Source organism: Brachyspira pilosicoli P43/6/78, from assembly GCF_000325665.1.
GTDB classification, from domain to species: domain Bacteria; phylum Spirochaetota; class Brachyspiria; order Brachyspirales; family Brachyspiraceae; genus Brachyspira; species Brachyspira pilosicoli.
Map to the genome: position 1 here is coordinate 267,662 of NC_019908.1, position 18,227 is coordinate 285,888.

The following is an 18,227-nucleotide window of genomic DNA, read 5'->3' on the forward strand; positions in this document are numbered from 1 at the left end:
AATTTTTTATTAAATACTATTTTTATTGCCAAAATATTAAAAAAATATATTAAATTCTATTAAAATTATAATATTTATATTGATAATAAATTTAATTATAATATAATTCTCTTTACAAAATTTAATAGAGAGGATAAAAATGAAAAAAATATTAATTTTAGTTCTTGCTGTTATAGGAGCAATATTCGCAGTATCTTGCGGACAATCTTCAAATACAACAACTGAAACAGCAAATGCTGCTATGATTACAGTTGATGATTTATTAGGTAAAGAGTTTGCTCTTACTAATATGTATGAAGGAAAAACAGTAACTATTGCTTTTTCTGCTACTAATATGTTAGGCGGTAAAGCTGTTATCAACAATTATTTTGGCGGTTTTACTTTGGAAGGCGACAAAATTAAATTAAGCCCTATGGGTTCTACTAAAATGGCTGGTCCTGAAGAAGATATGAATGCAGAAATGGAATATTTACAAATATTAAATGGTGCTGATACTATTGCTTTAGACGGCGATGTATTAACTATTACTACTACTTCTGGTACTAACTTAATTTATACTTTTACTCAAAACGTAGAAATAGTAACTAATAATCAGTAAGAAATATTTAAGAAATATTTTTTATAACTAAATAATAGAGTGTTGGATATTATTCCGGCACTCTTTTTTTATTTATATGTATTAAAATATATATAACACTTAAAGAATTTTATGGTTATTATTATAGTTGAGATTTTACATTTTTTATATTATAATTCTTTCTTATTAGTTTAGATTATAAGTTATTATTTAATAAATGTTTTTTAAGGATATATACAAAATATGATTTCAGTTAAGAATTTAACTAAATATTATGATGATTTTCAAGCTTTAAAAGGCATTAGCTTTGAAATAAAATCTGGAGAGATTGTCGGTATATTAGGACCTAATGGTGCTGGTAAATCAACCACTTTAAGAATATTAACATCATATCTTTCTCCTACAAGTGGAGATGCTATTATAGATGGAAAAAGTATTTTAGATAAAGATATAGAGATAAAAAAAATAGTAGGATACCTTCCAGAATCTGCTCCTTTATATAATGATATGTGTGTTTTTGATTATTTGGTTTATATGGCAGACATACAGGAGCTAGATAGAAATAAATTATCAGAGAGACTTAATTATGTTGTTGAGGCTTGTTCTCTTAAAGATGTAATATCAAAGCCTATAGGAGAGCTTTCTAAAGGTTATAAGCAAAGAGTAGGGCTTGCTGGAGCCATTATACATGACCCTAAAATACTTATATTAGATGAGCCTACAAACGGTCTTGACCCTAATCAGATTGTTGAAATTAGAGAGCTTATCAAAGAACTTGGAAAAGAGAAAACAGTTTTAATATCTACACATATATTAAGCGAAGTTGAGGCTACTTGTTCTAGAGCTATTATTATAAACAAAGGAACTATTATTGCTGATAATGACCCTAAACATTTAACTGTTGATAATAAAATATCATCTATTAAACTTTCTCTAAAGACTAATGATAGCTTTGAAACTATAAAGACAAAGTTAAATAGTTTAGATAATATTCAAGATATAACTCTAGTTGAAGAAGATAATAATATAAAAACAATTATTGTAAAAACAACAGACAAAGAGCCTATTGAAAAGGTTTACAAATTTATAAAAAATACAGATTGGATAATATATGAGTTTGTAAAAGAGAAAGAGAACCTAGAGACAGTATTCCATACTTTAACTAAAGGAGAAAATTGATGACTAATATTTTTTCTTTTAATAAAACTAAAATAATATTAAAAAAAGAATTAAGACATATCTTTTTATCTCCAATAGCTTATATATTTTCTGCAATATTTTTAATAGCTTCAGGAATATATTTTTTCTCAAGATTTTTTATATTATCGCAAAATGATATGCAAGATTATTTTTCAATTTTGCCTTTTATACTTTCTCTTATAATACCTCCAATTACAATGGGTTTATTATCAAGTGAGTTTTCAAGCGGTTCTTATGAGTTAATAAGCACTCAATCTGTAACTACATTAGATATTATAATAGGTAAGTTTTTATCTGCTGTAGTATTTATGCTTTTTGCTTTATTGCCTACAATACTCTATCCTATTACTTTGCTTTTTTTAGGCAGATTAGATATTGGACCTGTGATAGGCGGTTATGTTGGAAGTGTATTTTTAATATCAGCTTTATGTGCTATAGGTATATTTGCTTCATCTGTTACAAAAAATCAAATAATAGCCTTGATTGTTGCTTTGGCTATAATGGTATCTTTAAATATATTATTAAAGTTTTTGGGGCTTCTTTTTCCAAATACTTCTAATTTTATATTATTTATTAGCGGGGATTATCATTTTGCTAATATTGCAAGAGGCGTAATAGATTTAAGAGATATTGTTTATTTTCTTTCTGTAACAACTATATTTTTGTATTTAGCAAATATCATTCTTCAAAATAGAAAATAATATATAATAATTTAGGATAAACATATGAATAAAAATTTAAAAAAAATAATAATTCTTTTAGTTGTGTTAATTATCATTAGCTTTGGTGCTTTTTTTACAACTAAATATAAAAAACAGCAATTAATAGCAAATAAACCAAGAACTCAGATTTTTGAGCTTAATGAAACTAATGTAAACAAGTATCATCTTATATATGACAATCAGGATATAACAGTAGAAAAAAAGAATGATGTTTGGACTATAACTTCTCCAGAGAATAATTATAAAGTTGACCAAATGGAAGCTTTTGCTAATGTTAAGAACTTTAATACTCTTAATATAGATTTGATAATAACCAATTTAAGCGAGGTTGATTCTTTTGGTTTGGATAATCCAACTAATGAGTTTACAGTTTGGGACGGAAAAAAAGAACATAAAATATATGTTGGAAATAAAACTCCTGATGGCGAAAGATATTATGTAAAATATAATGATGAGTATTTTAGTGTTGAGTATGTTTATATAGAAGCTCTTAAAAAAACAATAGATATGTTGAGAGATAAAGAGATATTTGAAAGCCCTATAATTTTAGATTCTGTAACAACAGTAGAAATTGCTACTAAAGATTATACTAATACAATAAAAAAATTAAATAGAACTAATTGGGTTGTAGATGATTTGGCTGAGCAGACTGATTTGGATAAAGCATATAGAGATTATGAAACTTTATCTTTAGTTAAGGCATCTGCTTTTGTATATGACCAAGATTTAATGAAACAGTTATTTAAAATTCCAGATGCTGTTATTACAATATATATGCAGGATAATACTAAAGAAGTTTATGAGTTGGTATATACTGTAGATGATAAGATATATGTAATGCCTAAAAGCGGTATAGTTTATGAGGTGGATTATTCTATATATGATGCAGCTATGAGAAGCAAAGATTATTATGAAAAAAGTGATAGTGTAGAAGACAGTGAAGAAGTATTAGATTCTACAGATGAAGAAAGTCTTAAATTATACGAAGGTTTAGAAAAATAATTTTATAAAAATAATTTAAGGATAAAATTATGAAAAAACATATTCCTAATTTACTTAGCTTCAGCAGAATTATTTTGTCGCCGTTAGTGATATTTTTATATTTTTATAATTCTATCATTACGGCAATACTTGCTTTAATATTTTTGATTATATTAGAGATAACTGATGCTTTAGATGGTATGCTCGCAAGAAAGTTTAATATAGTGAGTGATTTGGGCAAAGTATTAGACCCTTTTGCTGATACTGTTTTTCATATTACTATGTTTACAATATTCTTGTATGAAGGCTCTATGCCTATGTGGATGTATATTATTTCACTTTATAGGGATATGTTTTCTATGTTTGTAAGAATACTTGGAGGGCTTAGAGGATTTGCTGTTGCTGCCAAGTTTAGCGGTAAATTAAAAACTGCTTCAAGGGCTATTGCTGTTGTGATAATATTTTTAATAAAGATACTTAAATATACTTCTATAGTTTTACCTTATGACAAGATAATATATTATAGTTTACTTGTTGTAACAATTATTACTATATATTCATTTTTTGATTATATGCCGCTTCTTAAAGGAAAGACAGATAAGAAATAAATATTTGTATTATTTTTACTCTATAATTGGAGTTAGTTACATTAAATAATAAAAAGTATTTTTAGTTGAAAATGTAGTTCTTTTGCTTCTTTTATATCAATACCGAGTAGGTGCCTATCGGCAAAAGAAGTGGGGGTTCTACCCTACGGGTACGCTTCGCAGGGGGGGCTAGCCCCCGAGAATAAAAAAACATAAAAATATTTTTGAGAGACTTAAAAATTTTTAGTCTATATTAAAATAATTATTTTCTATCAACTTTTTCCCGTAGCAAAAAGTTGCAAAAAGTACAAATACTATAGCGTTATATATTTTGGAATATGTATAAAGTATAAGATAATGCATATATTTTAAGTTAAAAAAATGCAGCCTTTTTTGCTTCTTTTCGGCAGAAAAAGAAGTGGGGGTGTGCACCCTACGGGTACGCTTCGCAGGGGGCAAAGCCTCCACAAATAAAAAACTTCAAAATTTTTACTATTAGCTTGAAAATGATAGCTCTTTTATCAATGCACTTGGCGTGTATATAGATGAATGATGATAGTCGGTATCATTGGCAAGCATTTCTATATTGTTTAGAAAATCTAATATGTTTCCTGAAACTATAAACGGATTTGCTGTGTGTGATAATTTACCGTTTTCTATTTTTATTCCTTCTGCTTGAAGAGAGAAATCTCCGCTTATAGAGTTTACACCTGCATGAGTACCTGTAAGTGAGTTTACTAATATGCCGTCTTTTATTTGTGATATCAGTTCTTCTTGAGTATTTTTATCATTTTCTAAAATTAAGTTATGGCATGATATTCCTATAGAAGTTTTAAATCCTCTTGATGCATGAGAGGTTGTTTTTCTGTTTTCTTTTCTTGCTGTGTAATTATTGTATAGATAGCTATTTAATACACCATTTGTGATGATATTTAAATCTTTTGTAGCAGAGCCTTCTCCGTCAAAATTAGTGTTGGCTAGTCCATTATCAAACATTGGAATATCTTTTATGTTTATAATCTCGCTTGCTATTTTTTGGTTTAATTTTCCTTGAAGTAGGGATAACTGTTTTTGAACAGCTTCAGAAGAAAATAATGATAAATAAGCTCCAAGCATTGTTCTCATAGCTTTGCTTGTAAAAACAGTTTTATATTTTCCGCTTTTTATCTCTTTAGCTTCCAATTTGCTTACAACATTATCAACTATATTTTTGCAAAAACTATCAACATCAAACTTAGTGTCTTTTGAAGAATAAACATCAAAAAAAGTTTTTACAGCATTAGAATCTTTTGCTATTACTTCAGCATAATATGATATACTGTTTTTTTTCTCTTCCTTGCATATTCCATTGCTGTTTATAATATGTTTAGAGAAATCATATCTTGCCAAACCGCATGAAGGCACATTTACAATTCTTTTATCTAATGAATATAGTTTATCTTCTATTGAAAGTGATATTTTTTTTAGTTCATCATTTGTTAAATTAGTTATGTCTTTATTAATTAAATTATATGCTTTCTCTTCGCTTTCTTCTATAAGAGTATTAAACTCTGGTTCTGATGCGGCATATTTAAGAGAGTTTTTAGCATTGTTAATTAAATTGTTTATGTTTTCATCATTAAAGTCAATTTTTTCAGTAAAGCTTACACCCACTTGACCATTTTTTATTAATCTTAAACCAATGCCTCCAGACTCAGCAAAAGTGTATTTATCTAAATCTCTCTCTCTAACAGTAAACTCTTCTTCACCGCTATTAGACATATAAATTTCTATTTTATAATCATTATCCAATTTATTTTTGACAATGTTAAATATTTCTTTTATTTTTTCGCTTCTTTCCATTTTTTATCTTCCTCCAACTGTAAGCTCTTTTACTCTAATAGCAGGCTGTCCAACTGTAGTAGGCACACTTCCAGAAATACTTCCGCATATTCCGTCAGCTAATTCTAAATTTGATGATACTGCTTCTATATTCATAAGAGTTTCATCACCGCGTCCTATAAGCGTAGCACCTCTTACAGGTTTGGTAATTTTACCATTTTCTATTAAATAGCCTTCAGATACAGCAAAGTTATAATCTGTAGTAGCAGGGTCCACAGAGCCTCCTCCCATCTTTTTAGCATAAAGTCCATACTCTATGCCAGATATGAGCTCTTCAAAAGTGGAGTTGCCTTTATCAATAAATGTGTTTCTCATTCTTGAAGTAGGGGCATATTTATAGCTTTCTCTTCTTGCACTTCCTGTAACTTTTTGATTCATCTTTATAGAACCAAGCTCATCAACCAAATAGCTTTTAAGTATTCCGTTTTCTATTAAAACAGTTCTCTGTGCATCATTTCCTTCATCATCAATATTATAACTTCCCCAAGCATTTTTTATAGTGCCATCATCTATAGCAGTAACAACATCGGAAGCTATTTTCTCTCCTAATTTATTACAAAAAACACTAGCATTATCAGCAACAGAAGTAGCCTCTAAAGCATGTCCGCAAGCCTCGTGAAATATTACACCGCCAAAAGCATTGTCTATTACAACAGGGTATTTACCAGATTTTGGATATTCTGAATCAAGCATTTTTATTGCAGAATTAGCAGTTTCTATAGCCATATTTTCCAAGTTAATATCTCTTATCACCTGAAAACCGTCTAATGCTCCTTTTGTTCTGCTTGAAGTTTGTGTGTTAGTGCCGTCTGAAGCCATAGACATCATTACTAATCTTATATAAGTTTGAGAGTCTTCTTTTAATATACCGTTGCTTGTACATACTAAAATATTTCTCTCTTTTTCCATATATCTTGCACTTACTTGTTTTATTTTATCTGATACTTTTCTTGCCGTTTTATCCAAATAGGCAAGAGTTTCTATTTTCTCATCAAAATTAACATCAAAAGGATTAATATGAACAGGGTGATTATCTTTTTCTTTAGACTTTATAAAATCTTTTACTATATGTTTTTTATTCTTTACAATAGAAGAGACACTTCTTGCTAAATTAATTAAACTATCATTAGTAGTGTCATTAGAATATAAATATATTGTTTTTTTATCAACTATTACTCTAAGTCCAACACCATAATTATTGCCAAGACTCATATCATCAACTTTTTTATCTAAATAACTTATATTATTAATCTTAGTATCTTCAAAAAATAAATCAGCATACTCGCCTCCATTTTTTAAAGCCTCTTCTAAAACACTATGCAAAAAATTGCTGTCAAACTGAAAGTATTTCATTTTTAGCTCTCCTTAATTTTTTTTGTTGCTGTTTTCTTAGATAAAAAGTCATCAGGTTTATTATGTTTACCCTTAGCAAATAAGTCTATAAGATATTTATTTATATAGAGTTTTTCTTTTTTTATTTTTAATTCAAAAAATAATCCTTCATTTTTTAGTCTCAATAATAACCTTGCTGCTTTATCTCTTTTCCATTTGAATAATTCCATTAAATCTACTATTTTAATATATGGCGTCATGAAGATTATGAAAAATGATTTCGTTTTTAAAATGCTTTTAAATTTTTTATCTTTGTCTAATTTGCTTTTTAATATATTTAAATTATCATATACGAAGTTAATAGTCTCCATACCATATAAACAAATATCTCTTAAAAATTTTAAATATATTATCACCGATTCATGATTAAAATGGTCAACCATATTAATTTGAAAAAAAGCATCTGGATATAATATTGGATTATCTAATAATTTTATTCTTTTAGAGTATAGGTTAAATATTATTTTAAATATATTTATGCAATTTTTATAATTTTTTAAATAATCATATGATATTCTTTGAAATACAAGTAGTTTTAATATAGGGTCTAAATCCAAATTATCTAAATATTCAATATCTTTATTATAATCTTCTGTTATATATACTTCTTTGCCTTCGATAGAGCTTACTATTTCTGATAAAACTTTATTATTATAATCTTTATTTATATATTTATTTATAAGATAAAAGTCTGCATGTTTTGAATTGTATTCGTTTATCATGTTGTTTGATAAAGCTTCTACATTTTTATAGCTGTAATTTTTATTTACTATAGAAGATAGTATGCTAAGTAAATATTCAGAGTTTTTTAGAGATACGCAGCATATTCTAAAATGTAGAAATACATTCCAAGTTTTAGCAAGTTCTTTTAAGATATTTATATTATCAAAAATTTCTATATTAAAGTTTCTATTCATAGCAATACATTTTAACATAAAAATTTATTAAATCAATTTTTTATATACTATTTTAGTACTATAATTCTATATTTTTTATTGAAGTTTTTTATTAATTGTTTATAATTCTCTAATTTGAAATAAGGTTTTAGTTTATGAATAGAAAAATAACAATAGCAAACGTTGAGATTCCTTCAAGATTTTTTTTAGCACCTATGGCAGGTTATACTGATTATGTATTTAGAAGACTTTCCAGAAGGTTTGGTGCGGGGCTTCTTGTAACAGAATTAGTGAGTGCTGCTGCTTTGGCTAGAATGATAAAAAAGACTTATAGATATATGGAGCATAAGGAAGATGAATATCCTATATCTTTGCAAATATTTGGAAATAAAGAAGATGATTTTAAGAAGGCAATAGAGCTTACAGATTTATCTGGTTTTTCATTTATAGATATTAATATGGGCTGCCCTACAAAAAAGGTGGTGAGAAACAATGGAGGAGCTGGACTTTTATCGGATACAGACAAAATGGTTTCTATACTAAATACTGTAAAAAGCGTTTCTCCTTTGCCTGTTAGTGTTAAGATAAGATTAGGCTTTCAGAGAGGCGAGGGCGGTGAGATAGAAAGGGCTTTAGCTTTAAAAGAGAATGGAGCAGTATTTCTTACTCTTCACGGCAGATATGCAAGCGACTTATATAGAGGAGTTGCAGATTGGGAAGCTATTGCTAAGGTAAAAGAGGCTTTAGGAGATGATTATATATTAATTGGAAATGGGGACATAAAAACAAAGGAAGATGCTAAAAGAGCTTTTGAAATATCAAAGGTTGACGGCATTATGGTTGGAAGGGCTGCTATTGGTAATCCTTGGGTGTTTAGAGAGTTAAATACTATATTTGATGATAATGCTGAGTATAATGATGATGATACTAGAAATTTAAAATCTGTTTTAATAGAGCATATAAACGGCTGCTGTGAACTTTATGGCGAAGTAAGCGGTATACATTTTATGCGTAAATTTATTATGAAATATCTTACTGGTTTTAGAATGGATAAAAAAATTGAGTTTATGAAATGCGAAAAATAAAAATGATTTGTTTAAGTTAATAGATGAAGTTGTAAAAGATTAATTTTCTTTTCTTCTAAAAAATATTAAAGTTATAAACATAATTATAGGAAATATTACAGCAAAAAATATACCTGCCTTTAAACCTATTTGCATTATATCATTGTTTGAAATGATGTTATTAAATATATTGATTATTTTTTTATTATTAGAGACAAGTCCTACAATTCCAGGCCCAATAGCACAGCCAATATCTCCAGCCAAAGCAAGCAAAGCAAACATAGCAGTGCCGCCTTTACTATAAGTTTTTGATGCCAAGCTAAATACAGAAGGCCACATTATAGCAACAGAAAGACCAACTAAAGCAGAGCCTATTAATGATATTAAAGCATAAGGGCTAAAGACTATTATAATATAGCCAATAAAACAAAATATTGAAGATATAGTAAGAGCCTTTTTTATATCTATCTTTTCAGATTTAAATCCGTAAATAAGCCTAACTATTCCCATACAAAAAGCAAACATGCTTGTACCAAATATATCCCCAAAACTTTTATTTACATTAAGACCAAGTTCAGCAAATAATGATACCCACTGTGCAATAGTTTGTTCACTAGAGCCCGCACATATCATAAGCAAAACAAAAACTAACACTATTTTTACAGATAATAATTTTCTTATAGAGACTGTATTATCAGCATTTTTATTTTCTTCATGAGTAACTAATACATTTATAGGTACATTGGCAAACAAAAATATATTTACTAAAGGCACTATTGCCCAGATGATAGATAAGTATTTCCAATTTTCTATGCCAAATAAATTAAAATATATTGTAGAAAATATTACAACTGACATAGAACCCCAACAGTAAAAAGAATGAAGTATATTCATAGCTTTAGTTTTTTGGTTTTCTGGAAGTGCTTCAACTATTGGACTTATTAAAACCTCTATTAATCCTCCTCCTATAGCATTGATAAAAAAACATATTAATATAGCAATATATGGATTAATAAAAAATGGAAGTATACCAAGCAGTATTAAACCTAAAGCAGAAAATATATGTGCTAAAATTATTGGTATTCTATAGCCTATTTTATCTATAAACTTAATGGCTAAAAAATCAATTATCATTTGCATTGCAAAATTAAAAGAAGATAATAAACCTATTTGTGTGAGTGATATATTAAAATCTTTTTGAAATACTATAAAAATAAGAGGAGGAAAAATATTTATTATAGCTTGAGTTATATATCCATTATAACTTGCATATAATGTGTGGGTGTAATTTAATTTCATTATTAAACCTATATGAATATTGCATGCTATTATACTATTTACAATATAAAATTCAATTAAGTTATATATTATTTTTGTATTGACTATTTTTTGTTTTTATTTATAGTAATTATTATGAATAAAATAATAAATTCAAATCTTCTGTCAAAATATTTTTATATAAAGCAAAAAGAAATATTTATATCATTTTTAAAAAGGGTAGCAGACTTTACCCCAAGTGTTTTGGTAGGGCTTTTTATTCTTGTTATAACAGCAAAACTTTATGGAAGAGAAAACTCTACTATTGGTGTTGTTAGTATATTTATATGCGGATTAATGCGTCAAAGTTTTACAGCATCAAATTATCCTCTTGTAGCTTTTAGAATACTTTTACTTGGGTTTCTAGCTACCATTGCTGAACAAAATATTTTTTTAATAATAATACTTAATTTTGTAGTGCCTTTTTTGATAGTGTTTTTATTATCTGATGATTTTGTGCCTAGGGGATACTTTATATATGGTTTTGCTTATGTGATATTTCAAGCTTATAATATTCCGATAGAAAATATATCTCTTAGAATGGAATCTATTGGTTTTGCTTTGATAATTATATTTATATTTTTATCATTAAACAAAATAATCACTAAAAATAATAATAATGCTTTGGCTTCAAAATGTATTGGAATTATAAACAAAAAATTATTATTACTATGCAGCAAAAAATGTGATTTAAAAAAGATAGATGATTTGTTTTCTAGTATAAAACTATATACATCTTCTATATATACAGATTCATTAAAAAGAAACTCTATTATGAGCAATAAGAATATTAATGATTTTGAGTTTGTATTATTTTTGGAAGAGATTAATCAGTTAATAGAAAAAGAGTATAAAAATATTAATAATTTAATAGATAGTGATTTTGATTATTTTTCTAATTTATATAAGCTTTTAGAGAATATTAGAGAGTTTTTAAAAAATGATATTACTAAAAAAGAAGAAGAGTTTAATTCTATAACAAAACAAATAAAAACTTTTAATGATAATTATACTCTTAGCGATGAGAATAAAAATTATGAATGGCTTTATGTATTAAGAAAGCTTGATAATATACTGCATAATATGTTTGAGAATAGGGCTGATGATTTAGAGATAGAAAAGGAGTTTTATTTAAAATTTAGAATAATAAAAAAAGAGTTTAATATTAATAAATGTCATTTTAGATTTGCTTTAAAGATGGGCATTATAATGTGTATAACTTTTACAATTAGATATTTTTTGCCTGAGAAAATAGCTATACGTGGATATTGGCTTCCTATACTTTCTTATATAATGATGTATCCTTTTTATGAAGATGTTAAGGCTAATTTAAAAATTAATCTTATAGGAAATATTATAGGAGTTTTAATATTTGGTGCTGTATTTAGATATATGCCTTATTATATGATTATACCTTTTATAGGGTTATGCTTTGTATTATCTTTAGCTTCTATTAATACTTTATTTAAAAAAATATACGGAACAATGTCTGCATTAATATCTTCTTTTCCATATATGACGAAATTGCTTTCTACTTCATCGAGAGTAGGATTTATTATGATTGCTTTGTTTATAGTATGGTTGTTTGACAATTTTATAATGAAAACTGAAAGCCATAAGGGTATGGTTGATAAAATTAGCGAGCTTATAGAAATAGATACTATGATAATTAATCAAATGAAAAGAGTTATTAATAGTGAAGATACTTCAAGCTATTTGTATGAAATATTATTAAAAGCTTATATGATAAAAAACAATATTATAATACATGAAAAAAATCAAACTAAATATAAAGGCACTCCAATTACAGATTCACTTATAGAGGCAAATAGAAAGTTTATAGTAGAAGCTGAGCAATTAATATATTTGTTAAAGAAATACAACAGAAAAGAAGATAAAAATAATATGCTTATGTTTATTGAAAATATATCATTTATTTTAGAGAATATAGCAAAACTATTTAAAAATGAAATTGATGATTTTAACAGCAAAGATTTAAAAGAACCAATAAAAACTGATTCTTATATATTTTATAGACTTCAAAATTGTTTTGATTCTATTAACTCTGTAAATGCATCTATAAAAGATAATATGAATAATATATTTTAAATATACTGATAATCTTCTGTAAAATTAAATGTTGTTGAAACTATTATGTCTTTAGTTTTAATATTGTTTTGCATAGCTTCGTATATAATGTTGTATGAATTGCTTATATGTATTAAATTATTAAATGTTTCTTCTTTAAATATTTTATTAGAAAAACCGTCTATTAATGCATCTTCTATATATTTGTAGCTTGTAAATTGGCTTTTTAATATTGTATAATTGTTAGAGCCTATATTAACTTTTACTCTCTCATCAAACCTAATATCTTTAAAAGCATTTTCTGTGCATATTTCTGGCACAAAGTTAATAATCTCTTCTCTTATGTTTTTATCTGTTATTATATTTTTTATATTGTTTATAAACATTTCATAATTTTTATGACTCTTTTCAAATTCCAATACATATTCTATTACAAAATATTCAATTTCTTCTCTCGTGTATGGATATTTTTTATAACTATAATCATATTGAAGAATAAAAAAGAATTGCTTTATAGAGAAAAACTCTTCTTTGTTGTCCCATTTATCAATATATTCAATTATAGCATTTTCAATACTTTCGCTATGATTATTATTTATATAGCATTCTGTAACAATTTCACCATCAGGCATTTTAGCACCATACACTTTAATAATATTTACTCTAGTGTTTGCAAGCATAAAAGGAATTTCTCTGCTTATAGCATACCACAAAAAAGAAGAATAATTATTACTATCATCATTTTTTATATATTCATTATAAAATTTTTCTTTTTCAATACTGCTTCCAAGACCTATTATAGGGCTTTCACATACACTAAATCTTTTCTTATTTCCAAGTATATAAGTATCTATCTCATGATGAGAAACACCATTCAAAAAATCAATCATTCCATTAAAAGCACAGTAAACAAAATCATCAGCGACCAATTCTATAGCCTTATATTTATCATTAGCTATAACAGAACAGTATTCATAAAAATCTTCTCCTATTATTGGAGCTTTTATGTAAAAATAAACCGAACATAATACGCTGCTTTTCTCTTCAAGCTCTACAATTTTAGGCTCTATTGTTACATCATAAGTTAAAAGCCTTATAGTTTCATTTTCTATTTTATTTTTATCTTGTATGTTTTTATGAAGTCTATTTAAAAGTAGTTGTTTGTATATATTCATAATTATATAATAACATTTAATTTATATTATTCAATATTTGTTTTATGGATACTGGTGTAAAGTTATGAATATCTGAAGCTACGTTAAATGCTCTGGTATTGTATTTTTTGTCTTGATGCCAATGACCATGAATTAAAATTGAGTTTTGATGATAGCCTTCCCATTCTAGTATAGGGTAGTGGAACAATATTATTTTTTTATTTTCAAAATTAAGTACATGATAATCTTTAACAAAATTAAAAAGAGAATAATCGAATTTTTTATTTTCTAAAAATTTATCATTACTGCCTTTTATTAGATATTTGTTTCCATTTAAGTTTTTTAGAAGCTCTGTAGTTTTTATATATCCTTTTTCATTAGAGAAATCGCCAATTATATATATGTCATCATTATTATTTACAACAGAGTTCCAATTATCAAATATAGTTTTATGCATGTCAGCATATTCATTAAATAATAGCTTTCTTTTAGCATGCATACTGCCGAAAAAATGAGTATCTGAAGTAAAATATATCATTATTCTTTAAGCATTTCCTAAAGATATATATTTTATTCCTCTTTCAGTCATTCTTTGTTTATCGTATTGATTTCTGCCGTCAAATATAACAGGTTCTTTTAATAATTCTTTTATTTTATCAAAACTAGGTCTTCTAAACTCATTCCACTCTGTAACAAGTATTAAAGCATCAGCATTCTCTAAAGCATCATAAGAGTTTTCAGCATAATATATCTTATCTCCAAATATAGCCTTAGCACTATCAAAAGCTTTGGGGTCATAAGCTCTTATTTTAGCACCCCTTTCAAGAAGCATATTAATGATTGTGATAGCAGGAGCTTCTCTCATATCATTAGTTCTAGGTTTGAATGCTAATCCCCATAAAGCAAAAGTTTTTCCATTAATGTCGTTGTTATAATGTTTTAATATCTTTTCAACAAAAATTTTTCTTTGATTAATATTTACTTGATGAGTAGCCTTAAGTAAATCAGAATTAATTCCATAGTCTGAAGCAGTTTTTATTAAAGCCTGCACATCTTTAGGGAAACAGCTTCCGCCATATCCAAGCCCATGAAATAAAAATTGATTTCCTATTCTTCTGTCGCTAGACATACCGATTCTAACTAAATCAGCATTAGCACCTACTTTTTCACATATATTAGCAATTTCATTAGCAAAAGAAATCTTTGTAGCAAGAAAAGCATTAGCGGCATATTTAGTCATCTCAGCAGAACGCACGTCCATAATAATAATAGGATTGCCAGTCCTTGTAAATGGATTATAAATATCTCTCATAATATCTATTGCTTTTTCAGAATTAGAACCAATAACAACTCTGTCAGGCTTTAGAAAATCATCAACAGCAGCACCTTGTTTTAAAAACTCAGGATTAGAAACCACATCAAACTCACCATTATAATGTTTTTTAATAGCATCTTCTACTAATTTATGAGTTCCTACAGGCACAGTAGATTTATCAACAATTACCTTATATCCATTCATAGCCTTGCCTATATCATTAGCCACAGAAAGTACAAAGCTTAAATCACAGCTTCCATCATCTCCAGAAGGAGTGCCTACCGCTATAAAACAAGCAATAGATTTTTTTACAGCATAGTCTAAATCATCTGTAAACTCTAATCTGCCTTCAGATACATTTGATACTATAAGCTCTTCTAGTCCAGGCTCATATAATGGAGTAATTCCATTTTTTAATTTTTTTAATTTTTCTTTATCATTATCCACACATGTAACATAATTACCCATTTCAGCTAAACAAGCACCTGTTATAAGTCCGACATAACCTGTACCTATTATACATAATTCCATAATTGTGCCTCTCTTTATGATATAGACTTTTAATTTATTTTATCATATAATAAAGAAGTATATTGTCAAGTAAAATTTATAGATATAATTAATATTATCCGATAATAAATAATGGGTAATAATATTTTTTTAGAATATGAGGATTTTAAATGGATGATTATATAAAAAGTTTGCTTAAAGATTTCTTTGAAGAAGCTTTTGAAATGTTGGATAGATTAGAAGAGAATATTCTTATTCTTGATAAAGATAGAGATAATGTTGATGCTGTGCAGGAAATATTTAGAGCAGTGCATACTTTAAAAGGAAGTGCTGGGGCAGTGGAGCTTTTTGATACGCAGAAATATGCCCATAGATTTGAAGATTTACTCGATTTAATAAGAGATAATAAAATTAATGTTGATGATGCTACTATAGATATTTTATTAAAAGGAATAGATATTTTAAAAGAGCTTATTAACTGTGCTAGTAATGAGTCAGTATGCTCTATAAATATAGAAAGCGAAATAAAAAAACTAGATGATTTTAAAAATTCAAAATTAGGCTCAGAAACACAGACTAGTCTAGAAGAGTTAGATACTAGTAAGGTAGCAGATAATAAAACAACAGATGATAAAATTTCAAATATATATGATAATTTGAATTTAGATAATAGTATTATAAGTGCTATAAGAGAACATAAAGATGACGGCTTAAAAATAAAATTAGTACATGTTAAATTTAATGCTGAAAGCCCAATGAGAACAGTTGGAGGGGTTCAGGTATTCGTTGCTCTTAAAGATAAAGGGGATATTGTTACAAGTGTGCCTCCATTACAAAATTTGGAGGGAGATGAGTTTTATCAAGATGTAATATATTTATTAGCCACTCCTGAAGAAGATGATGATATAATTAATGATATAACTTTCCCAGAAACAACAGAGGAAATAAAAATAGAAGAGTTTATATTAGAAGATTATGAGAAAATAGCTGCTAGTAAAAAATCAAAAGAAGCTTCTTCATCAGCAAAAGATGGAAAAAATGTTAATAATAAAGATAAAAAAGTTGATAGACAAAGTTCTTATTTGAGAGTAGAAAGCGATAGAATAGATGCCATGATGAATCAGGTTGGAGAGCTTGTTACAAATAAAAGTTCTTATGTTCAATATGATGATGATTTGTCTTCTTATGGTAAGTTAATTTCAAATTCAATAAATGATATAAAAAAATATTATAGAGATACTATAGTGCAAATTCTTAGAAAGTTTGAAGATTATGCACAAAAAAAAGAAATTAAAGACTTGAGAGCTAACTATATTAATAGTTTTAATAGTAAGTTAAACGAAATATCAAAAATAGAAGATGATTTCAAATATACTTTAGATAGATATAGAAGTTCTTATCAGCTTCTTACAAGAGTAACAAATGAATTGCAAGAAACTGTAATGAAAATAAGAATGGTTCCTATAGCACAAACGTTCAATAGATTTCCTCGTTTAATAAGAGATTTATCTAGAGATTTAGGTAAAGAAATCAAGTTAGAAATGTATGGAGAAGATACTGAGCTTGATAAATCTGTAATAGAGACTTTGGTTGATCCATTGGTGCATATTATAAGAAATGCTGTAGACCATGGTATAGAAATGCCTGAAGAGAGGGTAAATGCAGGAAAGCCTAGAGTAGGCAGTGTAATTTTGCAGGCATCTCATGAAGGTAACCTCATTATTATTAAAATATCAGATGACGGTAAAGGAATGCAGCCTCATAAGATATTTGAAAGTGCTGTTAAAAAAGGACTTGTATCTGCTGATGCTAAATTAACAGAACAGCAAATGCTTGAATATATATTTGCTCCTGGTTTTTCTACCGCTTCCAAAATTACAAATGTTTCTGGAAGAGGGGTAGGAATGGATGTTAGTTAAAAAAAGTTTAGAGAAAATTAATGGTACTGTAGGTATTGATACAGAATATGGTAAGGGTTCTACTTTCTCTTTAAGAATACCTTTAACTGTAGCTATTATTCAGGCTTTGATAGTGGATGCAGAAAAAGAATATTATGCCGTTCCTATTAATAGTATATTAGAAACTATAAAAATAGAGCCTAGTGAAATACATGAATTGGAAGGCACTGAAGTTATTAAAGTAAGAGATGAGGTAGTTAATATACTTAGCATAAAAGAATTATTTAGACTTCCTTCAAGATATACTGATATTAAATCATATTATGCTGTTATTATATCTTCTGAAGATAAAAAAGTAGCTTTGCTTGTTAATAACTTAATAGGTGAGCAAGATATTGTTATAAAGACTCTTAAAGATACTGTAACAAAATCTGAAGGTATAGCAGGGGCTACTATCTTGGGTGATGGTACAGTTAGTTTTATACTTGATATTCAAACCATAGTAGGATTAGGTACTAAGAGAATTATAGAGAGAGGAAAAGTAAATACTGCAAATACATCTAAAAATGAACTTAGAAGTTTCATTAATAAATTGAAAAATAATGAAATACCAGAAGCTAATGGAATTGAATAATTAGAAATTGA

Annotated in this window: 15 protein-coding genes and 1 pseudogene; 9 read left to right on the forward strand and 7 right to left on the reverse strand. The window is 27.1% G+C overall.

Annotation, left to right across the window (positions count from 1 at the left end; genetic code table 11):
• The first annotated feature begins 139 nt into the window (after window positions 1-139).
• From BPP43_RS01210 to pgsA, 5 genes are all read left to right on the forward strand, one after another.
• Complete coding sequence (locus tag BPP43_RS01210; RefSeq protein WP_013243312.1) at window positions 140-598, forward strand: META domain-containing protein; 459 nt, start codon at window positions 140-142, stop codon at window positions 596-598.
• Window positions 599-820: 222 nt separating this feature from the next.
• The gene (locus BPP43_RS01215; RefSeq protein WP_015273915.1) at window positions 821-1,756 is read left to right on the forward strand and encodes an ABC transporter ATP-binding protein; all 936 of its coding nucleotides are present in this window, start codon (window positions 821-823) and stop codon (window positions 1,754-1,756) included.
• Window positions 1,756-2,478 (forward strand): ABC transporter permease subunit, encoded by a 723-nt coding sequence (locus BPP43_RS01220; RefSeq protein ID WP_013243310.1) that lies wholly within the window; start codon window positions 1,756-1,758, stop codon window positions 2,476-2,478. Before BPP43_RS01215 ends, BPP43_RS01220 begins: the two co-directional genes overlap by 1 nt.
• 24 nt (window positions 2,479-2,502) lie before the next feature.
• Complete coding sequence (locus BPP43_RS01225) at window positions 2,503-3,501, forward strand: DUF4340 domain-containing protein (protein WP_013243309.1); 999 nt, start codon at window positions 2,503-2,505, stop codon at window positions 3,499-3,501.
• Window positions 3,502-3,530: 29 nt separating this feature from the next.
• On the forward strand, window positions 3,531-4,088 hold the full coding sequence (gene pgsA / locus BPP43_RS01230; protein WP_015273916.1) for a CDP-diacylglycerol--glycerol-3-phosphate 3-phosphatidyltransferase: 558 nt from the start codon (window positions 3,531-3,533) through the stop codon (window positions 4,086-4,088).
• 474 nt (window positions 4,089-4,562) lie between these two features.
• Here pgsA and BPP43_RS01235 read toward each other — a convergent pair whose 3' ends face one another.
• Genes BPP43_RS01235 through BPP43_RS01245 form a run of 3 tightly spaced genes read right to left on the reverse strand, consistent with a single transcriptional unit; the run spans window position 4,563 to window position 8,275 of the window.
• Window positions 4,563-5,909 (reverse strand): TldD/PmbA family protein, encoded by a 1,347-nt coding sequence (locus tag BPP43_RS01235; protein WP_015273917.1) that lies wholly within the window; start codon window positions 5,907-5,909, stop codon window positions 4,563-4,565.
• Between the two features lie 3 nt (window positions 5,910-5,912).
• Entirely contained in the window at window positions 5,913-7,301 is a 1,389-nt protein-coding gene (locus BPP43_RS01240) for a TldD/PmbA family protein (RefSeq protein WP_013243306.1), read from the reverse strand.
• 2 nt (window positions 7,302-7,303) lie between these two features.
• Window positions 7,304-8,275 carry a hypothetical protein gene (locus BPP43_RS01245; RefSeq protein ID WP_015273918.1) on the reverse strand — a complete coding sequence of 324 codons (972 nt, stop codon included), beginning with the start codon at window positions 8,273-8,275 and terminating at the stop codon, window positions 7,304-7,306.
• Window positions 8,276-8,391: 116 nt separating this feature from the next.
• Here BPP43_RS01245 and BPP43_RS01250 point away from each other — a divergent pair.
• Window positions 8,392-9,364 (forward strand): annotated as a pseudogene (locus tag BPP43_RS01250) (tRNA dihydrouridine synthase).
• On the opposite strand, the gene BPP43_RS01255 reads toward BPP43_RS01250, so the two are convergent.
• The gene (locus tag BPP43_RS01255) at window positions 9,361-10,599 is read right to left on the reverse strand and encodes an MFS transporter (protein ID WP_015273920.1); all 1,239 of its coding nucleotides are present in this window, start codon (window positions 10,597-10,599) and stop codon (window positions 9,361-9,363) included. The pseudogene BPP43_RS01250 and the gene BPP43_RS01255 overlap by 4 nt on opposite strands.
• A 114-nt stretch (window positions 10,600-10,713) precedes the next feature.
• Here BPP43_RS01255 and BPP43_RS01260 point away from each other — a divergent pair, with 114 nt between their 5' ends.
• Window positions 10,714-12,726, forward strand: coding sequence for an FUSC family protein (locus BPP43_RS01260; RefSeq protein ID WP_015273921.1), 2,013 nt, complete (start codon window positions 10,714-10,716; stop codon window positions 12,724-12,726).
• Here BPP43_RS01260 and BPP43_RS01265 read toward each other — a convergent pair.
• The 3 genes from BPP43_RS01265 to BPP43_RS01275 are packed head-to-tail and all read right to left on the reverse strand — an operon-like array spanning window position 12,723 to window position 15,705.
• Window positions 12,723-13,880 carry a DUF6348 family protein gene (locus BPP43_RS01265; RefSeq protein ID WP_015273922.1) on the reverse strand — a complete coding sequence of 386 codons (1,158 nt, stop codon included), beginning with the start codon at window positions 13,878-13,880 and terminating at the stop codon, window positions 12,723-12,725. The genes BPP43_RS01260 and BPP43_RS01265 overlap by 4 nt on opposite strands.
• A 16-nt stretch (window positions 13,881-13,896) precedes the next feature.
• A complete protein-coding gene (locus tag BPP43_RS01270) occupies window positions 13,897-14,397 on the reverse strand; it encodes a metallophosphoesterase family protein (RefSeq protein ID WP_015273923.1) in 501 nt (166 codons plus the stop codon).
• A 6-nt stretch (window positions 14,398-14,403) separates the two neighbouring features.
• Window positions 14,404-15,705 (reverse strand): UDP-glucose dehydrogenase family protein, encoded by a 1,302-nt coding sequence (locus BPP43_RS01275; RefSeq protein WP_015273924.1) that lies wholly within the window; start codon window positions 15,703-15,705, stop codon window positions 14,404-14,406.
• A 149-nt stretch (window positions 15,706-15,854) separates the two neighbouring features.
• Between BPP43_RS01275 and BPP43_RS01280 the strand changes: the two genes are divergently transcribed.
• Both BPP43_RS01280 and BPP43_RS12720 read left to right on the forward strand, forming a co-directional pair.
• Window positions 15,855-17,603 (forward strand): chemotaxis protein CheA, encoded by a 1,749-nt coding sequence (locus BPP43_RS01280; RefSeq protein ID WP_252832350.1) that lies wholly within the window; start codon window positions 15,855-15,857, stop codon window positions 17,601-17,603.
• Window positions 17,593-18,216, forward strand: coding sequence for a chemotaxis protein CheW (locus BPP43_RS12720; protein ID WP_252832351.1), 624 nt, complete (start codon window positions 17,593-17,595; stop codon window positions 18,214-18,216). Before BPP43_RS01280 ends, BPP43_RS12720 begins: the two co-directional genes overlap by 11 nt.
• Window positions 18,217-18,227: the final 11 nt, after the last annotated feature.

Coding starts and splice junctions, on each gene's coding strand:
- BPP43_RS01210 (WP_013243312.1), top strand. CDS start 140: ATGAAAAAAATATTAATTTTAGTTCTTGCTGTTATAGGAGCAATATTC.
- BPP43_RS01215 (WP_015273915.1), top strand. CDS start 821: ATGATTTCAGTTAAGAATTTAACTAAATATTATGATGATTTTCAAGCT.
- BPP43_RS01220 (WP_013243310.1), top strand. CDS start 1,756: ATGACTAATATTTTTTCTTTTAATAAAACTAAAATAATATTAAAAAAA.
- BPP43_RS01225 (WP_013243309.1), top strand. CDS start 2,503: ATGAATAAAAATTTAAAAAAAATAATAATTCTTTTAGTTGTGTTAATT.
- pgsA (WP_015273916.1), top strand. CDS start 3,531: ATGAAAAAACATATTCCTAATTTACTTAGCTTCAGCAGAATTATTTTG.
- BPP43_RS01235 (WP_015273917.1), bottom strand. CDS start 5,909: ATGGAAAGAAGCGAAAAAATAAAAGAAATATTTAACATTGTCAAAAAT.
- BPP43_RS01240 (WP_013243306.1), bottom strand. CDS start 7,301: ATGAAATACTTTCAGTTTGACAGCAATTTTTTGCATAGTGTTTTAGAA.
- BPP43_RS01245 (WP_015273918.1), bottom strand. CDS start 8,275: ATGTTAAAATGTATTGCTATGAATAGAAACTTTAATATAGAAATTTTT.
- BPP43_RS01255 (WP_015273920.1), bottom strand. CDS start 10,599: ATGAAATTAAATTACACCCACACATTATATGCAAGTTATAATGGATAT.
- BPP43_RS01260 (WP_015273921.1), top strand. CDS start 10,714: ATGAATAAAATAATAAATTCAAATCTTCTGTCAAAATATTTTTATATA.
- BPP43_RS01265 (WP_015273922.1), bottom strand. CDS start 13,880: ATGAATATATACAAACAACTACTTTTAAATAGACTTCATAAAAACATA.
- BPP43_RS01270 (WP_015273923.1), bottom strand. CDS start 14,397: ATGATATATTTTACTTCAGATACTCATTTTTTCGGCAGTATGCATGCT.
- BPP43_RS01275 (WP_015273924.1), bottom strand. CDS start 15,705: ATGGAATTATGTATAATAGGTACAGGTTATGTCGGACTTATAACAGGT.
- BPP43_RS01280 (WP_252832350.1), top strand. CDS start 15,855: ATGGATGATTATATAAAAAGTTTGCTTAAAGATTTCTTTGAAGAAGCT.
- BPP43_RS12720 (WP_252832351.1), top strand. CDS start 17,593: ATGTTAGTTAAAAAAAGTTTAGAGAAAATTAATGGTACTGTAGGTATT.